This is a genomic window from Rhizobacter sp. P2_H2 (assembly GCF_056403375.1).
The window spans coordinates 1-6026 of record NZ_JBFUFP010000262.1 but is presented as its reverse complement, the minus strand read 5'-3'; the positions used below and the strand labels follow the sequence as shown (position 1 = coordinate 6026).

Below are 6026 nucleotides of genomic sequence, written 5' to 3'. Positions count from 1 at the left end.
GCTGCGCCGGCTGCACCAGAAGCTGTGCGTGGTCGACGGCGAGGTCGGCTTCGTCGGCGGCATCAACCAGATCGACGACCGCATCGACCTCGTGCACGGCGCGACCGAGCAGCCGCGGCTCGATTTCGCGGTGCAGGTGCGCGGGCCGGTGGTGGCTCCGGTCGAGCAGGCGATCCGCGCGGTGTGGACGCGTGCCGACCTGGGCCAGGATTTCCGCGAGGAGATGGTGGCCCTGGCGCGCAGCGCCGAGCCGATCGCGCGCGCCAAGCGGCTGATGCGCCGCCTGCGCATGYCGCGCGCCAGGGGCCTGCAGCTGAGCCCCGATGCGCTGCCGCCGGTGCGCGCGGCCTTCGTGCTGCGCGACAACCTGCGCCAGCGCCGCACCATCGAGCGCAGCTACATCGATGCGATCCGCAGCGCGCGCGAACGCGTCGACCTGATCAGCCCGTACTTCTACCCCGGCCGGCCGTTCCGGCGCGCGCTGCGCGATGCGGCCGACCGCGGCGTGGCGGTGCGGCTGCTGCTGCAGGGCAAGCTCGACTACCGCATCGCCGGGCTGGCCGCGCGCGTGCTGTACGACGAGTTGCTGGTGCATGGCGTGCGCATCCACGAGTACACGCCGGCCTACCTGCATGCCAAGGTGGCAGTGATCGACGGCGACTGGGCGACGGTGGGCAGCTCGAACATCGATCCGCTGTCGCTGCTGCTGAACCTCGAGGCCAACGTGATCGTGCGCGACGAGGGCTTCGCCCGCTCGCTGGCCGGGCGCTTCGATGCCGCGGTGGCGCAGTCGCGCGAGATCGATCCCAAGCTCGCCCATCCGCGCACGCTGGCCGGCACGCTGCGGCGCGGCTTCGTTGCCTGGTGCGCACACGTCTACCTGCGCATCGCCGGGCAGACCGGCCGGTACTGATGGCCGCGGACGATCTGGTGGTCGAGCGGCCCGAGGGCTTGTACTGCCCGCCCGGCGACTTCTTCATCGACCCCTGGCGCCCGGTCGAGCGCGCGGTGATCACGCATGCGCACGGCGACCATGCGCGGCGCGGGCATGCGCACTACCTGGCGTCGGCACCGTCCGAGGGCGTGCTGCGCGCGCGGCTCRGCGACGACATCACGCTGCAGACGCTCGCCTACGGYGAGGCGATCGAGCACCACGGCGTGCGGCTGTCGCTGCACCCTGCCGGCCACGTGCTCGGCTCGGCGCAGGTGCGGCTGGAACACGGCGGCCGCGTGTGGGTCGCGTCGGGCGACTACTTCGTCAGCGGCGCAGGCGACGACAACGCCACCTGCACGCCGTTCGAGCCGGTGCGCTGCGACTGCTTCATCACCGAATCGACCTTCGGCCTGCCGATCTACCGCTGGCAACCGCAGCGCGAGGTGTTCGCCGACATCGACGCCTGGTGGCGTGCCAATGCCGAGGCCGGCCGCGCGAGCCTGCTGATGGCCTACAGCTTCGGCAAGGCGCAGCGGCTGCTGGCGGGGGTCGATGCGTCGATCGGGACTATCGTCGTGCATGGCGCGGTCGAGCCGCTGAACCAGGCCTACCGCGCGGCCGGCGTGGCCTTGCCGCCGACGCAACTGGTGACCGAGGTCGCCGACAAGGCCAGCCTCGCACGTGCGCTGGTGATCGCGCCGCCGTCGGTTCAGGGCTCGCCGTGGACGCGCCGCTTCGGCGAGCACGGCGATGCGTTCGCGAGCGGCTGGATGCAGCTGCGCGGCACGCGCCGCCGGCGCTCGATCGACCGCGGTTTCGTGCTGAGCGACCATGCCGACTGGCCGGGGTTGCAGCGCGCGATCGCCGCGACCGGTGCGAGCCGCGTGATCGTCACCCACGGCTACGAGGCGGTGATGGTGCGCTGGCTGCAGGAGCAGGGGCTGCAGGCCGGTGCGTTCCACACCGAGTATGACGACGAGCGCAGCGATGCCGCCGACCCGGGTGCGCAGGCCGATCCGGAGCCTGCCGCATGAAGCGCTTCTCGCGCCTCTTCGCGGAGCTCGATGCCACCACGGCCACCTCAGCCAAGGTGGCGGCGCTGCAAAGCTACTTCACCGAAGCCGCGCCGGGTGACGCGGCCTGGGCGGTGTACTTCCTGTCCGGCGGCAAGCCGCGGCAGGTGGTGCCGACCGCGACGCTGCGCACGCTGGCCTGCGAGCGCGCCGGCATCAGCGACTGGCTGTTCGAGGAGTGCTACCAGGCGGTCGGCGACCTCGCGGAGACGATCGCGCTGGTGCTGCCGGCGCCGCAGCACGCGAGCGATGTCGGGCTGGCCGAGTGGGTCGAGCAGCGCCTGCTGCCGTTGCGCGGGCTCTCGCCGGCCGAGCAGGCGGCACGCATCGCCGGCTACTGGGACGAACTCGACGCGACCGGACGCTTCCTGCTCACCAAGCTGATCGGCGGCGGCTTCCGCGTCGGCGTCAGCAAGCTGCTGGTGCAGCGCGCACTCGCCGCGCACGCCGGGCTCGACGCGAAGCTGCTCGCGCAGCGCATGATGGGCTGGACCGATGCGAAGCAGACGCCCGATGCGGCGCGCTTCGCGGCGCTGGTCGCGGGGGAGGGCGAAGGGGCCGCGCCGCTCGGCCAGCCGTATCCGTTCTTCCTCGCGCATGCCGTCGAGGGGCTGCCGCCCGAGTTCGACACGCGGCTCGGTGCGCCGGGCGACTGGCTGGTCGAATGGAAGTACGACGGCATCCGGGCGCAGATCGTGCGGCGCGGCGGCGAGACCTGGATCTGGTCGCGCGGCGAAGAGCTCGTCACCGAGCGTTTTCCCGAGGTCGTGGCGCTGGCCCGCGAGTGGCCCGACGGCACGGTGCTCGACGGCGAGATCCTGGTCTGGAAGGGCGACACGCCCGCGCCGTTCAACCTGCTGCAGCAGCGCATCGCGCGCAAGACGCTGACCAAGCGCGTGCTGGCCGATGCGCCGGCCAGCTTCATCGCGTATGACCTGCTCGAGTGGGAGAGCGTCGACCTGCGCAGCAAGCCGCAGCGCGAGCGGCGTGCATTGCTCGAAGCTGCGTCCGCAGGGCGAACGATGCGGGTGTCACCCGTCGAGCAGCGCGACAGCTGGGCGGCGCTGGCCGCGCTGCGCGAGGAATCGCGGGCGCGGGGCGTCGAGGGCTTCATGCTCAAGCATGCCGAGGCGCAGTACGGCAGCGGCCGGCGCAAGCAGGAGGGGCTGGCGGGCGGCACCTGGCTGAAGTGGAAGATCGACCCGCTGAGCGTCGACGCGGTGCTGGTCTACGCCCAGGCCGGGCATGGGCGGCGCGCGAGTATCTACACCGACTACACCTTCGCGGTGTGGAGCCGCCCGCCGGCCGATGCGGCCGAGGCGCAGGCGGTGGTCGAGGCGATCGCCCGGCGCGAGCCGGCGCAGGCCGGCGCGCTGCAGCTGGTGACTTTCGCGAAGGCCTATTCGGGTTTGAGCGATGGCGAATTCGCCGAGGTTGACCGCATCATCCGACAGACGACCCTCGAGAAGTTCGGGCCGGTGCGCAGCGTGCGGCCCACGCTGGTGTTCGAGCTCGGCTTCGAGGGCATCAACGCGAGCCCGCGCCACAAGAGCGGAATCGCCGTGCGGTTTCCACGCATGCTGCGGATCCGCAGCGACAAGCCTTTGCATGAGGCCGACAGCCTCGCTACGCTGCAGGCACTGATGGATGATGGCGAACAAAGAGAGAGGGAGCCTTCGCATGACAGTGACAGCTGACGCATCCTACGACTGCGACCTGTTCGTGATCGGCGCCGGCAGCGGCGGCGTGCGGGCGAGCCGCATGGCCTCGCAGCTCGGCGCGAAGGTGATCCTGGCCGAGGGCAGCGCGCTCGGCGGCACCTGCGTGAACCTCGGCTGCATCCCGAAGAAGCTGTACAGCTACGCGGCGCACTACCACGAGGCCTTCGCGCAGGCGCGCGGCTTTGGCTGGACGCTGGCCGAGCCCGAGTTCGACTGGGACGTGCTGAAGGCGCGGCGTGGTGCCGAGATCGCGCGGCTGAACGGCGTGTATGCCGAGCTGCTGCGCGGCGCCAACGTGCAGCTGGTGCGCGGCTGGGCCAAGCTGCTCGATGCCCACACGGTGGCGGTGAAGACGACGACGCACGAGCAGCGCTTCACCGCGCGGCACATCCTGCTGGCCACCGGCGGCGAGCCGCTGCGCATCGAGGGCCCGGGCGCGCAATGGGCGATGAGCTCCGACGACATGTTCGACCTGTCGCCGTTCCCGAAGCGGCTGGTGGTGGTGGGCGGCGGCTACATCGCCTGCGAGTTCGCATCGATCTTCCACGGGCTGGGCTCGAAGGTGACGCTGCTGCACCGCGGGCCGCAGCTGCTGCGCGGCTTCGATGGCGAGATGGCGCGCTTCGTCACCGCCGAGATGCGCAAGAAGGGCATCGACATCCGGCTCGAGTCGCGCATCGCCGCGGTGGAGCGGCGTGGCGAGGTGCAGCGCCTGCAGCTCGCCGACGACAGCGTGCTCGAGGCCGACACCGTGCTGCACGCCACCGGGCGGCGCGCGCGCAGCCGCGGCCTGGGGCTGGCCGAGGTGGGCGTGAAGGTCAACGAGGACGGCACGGTGCCGGTGGACGAGGGCTTCACGACCAACGTGCCGTCGGTGCATGCGCTGGGCGACCTGGTCGGCCACAAGGCGTTGACGCCGGTGGCGCTGGCCGAGGCGATGGTGCTGATCGACCGGCTGTTCGGCGAGGGCCGCCGGCCGGCGCTCGACTACGCGACGGTGCCGACCGCGATCTTCACGCACCCGCAGGCCGCGACGGTGGGGCTGAGCGAAGAGGTGGCGCGCACGCGGCACGGCGTGCTGCGCATCTACCGCAGCGAGTTCAAGCCGCTGCAGCACACGCTGAGCGGCAGCACCGAGCGCACGCTGCTGAAGCTGGTGGTCGACGATGCGAGCGACCGGCTGCTGGGCGCGCACATGGTGGGCGGCGATGCCGGCGAGGTGCTGCAGGGCTTCGCGGTCGCGGTGCAGGCGGGGCTGACGAAGGCGCAGCTCGACCGCACGATCGGCATCCACCCGACGGTGGCGGAGGAGTTCGTGACGATGCGGGTGGCGGCGTCGCGGGGGTGATCGCACGACGTCGGGCATCCGGGCCCGACGACGGACAATGCGGGGTTTCGCCCCGCCTGCGACCCCATGTCCCTGACCGCGCTCTGCCTCGTCCTGATCGCCGCCCTGCTGCACGCCGCCTGGAACCTGGTCGCCAAGAAGGCCGGCGGCGACAGCCGCTTCGCACTGCTGTGCAGCCTGATGATCCTGGTGCTGTGGGCGCCGGTCGGCATCTGGGCCGCCTGGGATGCGGTGCCGCTGTGGGGCTGGAAGGAATGGGCGCTGATCTTCGCGAGCGGCATCGCGCACCTCGTCTACTTCAACGTGCTGCTGCGCGGCTATGCGGCGAGCGACCTGACGGTGGTGTACCCGGTGGCGCGCGGCACCGGGCCGCTGATCAGCTCGTTCGGCGCGCTGCTGCTGCTCGACGAGCACATGAGCCTGGGCGGCGTGCTGGGCGTGTTCGCGGTCACCGGCGGCGTGTTCCTGATCGCCGGCGGCCCGTCGCTGTGGGCGCGCGCGCACGACCCGGTGCAGCGCCAGCGCGTGATGGCGGGCCTGGGCTACGGCGCGGCCACCGGCTGCATGATCGCGCTGTACACGCTGATCGACGGCTACTCGGTGAAGGTGATGCTGATCTCGCCGATCCTGATCGACTACTTCGGGAACCTCGCGCGGGTGCCGTTCATGCTGCCCGGCGCGCTGCGGCGGCCCGAGGCCTTCATGGAATCGGCGCGTGCGCTGTGGCGCCACGCGCTCGTGCTGGCGGTGGTCAGCCCGTTCGGCTACATCCTGGTGCTGTATGCGGCGCGGCTGGCGCCGCTGTCGCATGTGGCGCCGGCGCGCGAGGTGTCGATGCTGTTCGCCGCGCTGCTCGGCGGGCGGCTGCTGGGCGAGGGCGAGCGCGGGACGCGCATCGCGGGGGCGGCGTGCATTGCCGCCGGGGTGGTGGGGTTGGCGACGGGGTGAGC

At 71.8% G+C, this 6026-nt stretch carries 5 protein-coding genes; all 5 read left to right on the top strand.

Going from position 1 to position 6026, the window contains the following annotated elements; genetic code table 11:
- Positions 1-913 (top strand): phospholipase D-like domain-containing protein (locus AC1D15_RS15250; protein WP_477826634.1); only part of this gene is annotated, 913 nt, incomplete at its 5' end.
- Positions 913-1968: a ligase-associated DNA damage response exonuclease gene (locus AC1D15_RS15245; RefSeq protein WP_477826633.1), complete on the top strand. Its 1056-nt coding sequence runs from the start codon at positions 913-915 to the stop codon at positions 1966-1968. The genes AC1D15_RS15250 and AC1D15_RS15245, both read left to right, overlap by 1 nt.
- Positions 1965-3704, top strand: a complete 1740-nt coding sequence (locus AC1D15_RS15240; protein WP_477826632.1) for an ATP-dependent DNA ligase — start codon at positions 1965-1967, stop codon at positions 3702-3704. The genes AC1D15_RS15245 and AC1D15_RS15240 overlap by 4 nt, the downstream gene beginning before the upstream one ends.
- Positions 3688-5076 (top strand): glutathione-disulfide reductase, encoded by a 1389-nt coding sequence (gene gorA, locus AC1D15_RS15235; RefSeq protein WP_477826631.1) that lies wholly within the window; start codon positions 3688-3690, stop codon positions 5074-5076. Before AC1D15_RS15240 ends, gorA begins: the two co-directional genes overlap by 17 nt.
- A gap of 66 nt (positions 5077-5142) precedes the next feature.
- Positions 5143-6024 (top strand): EamA family transporter, encoded by an 882-nt coding sequence (locus AC1D15_RS15230; RefSeq protein ID WP_477826630.1) that lies wholly within the window; start codon positions 5143-5145, stop codon positions 6022-6024.
- The last annotated feature ends 2 nt before the right edge of the window (positions 6025-6026 follow it).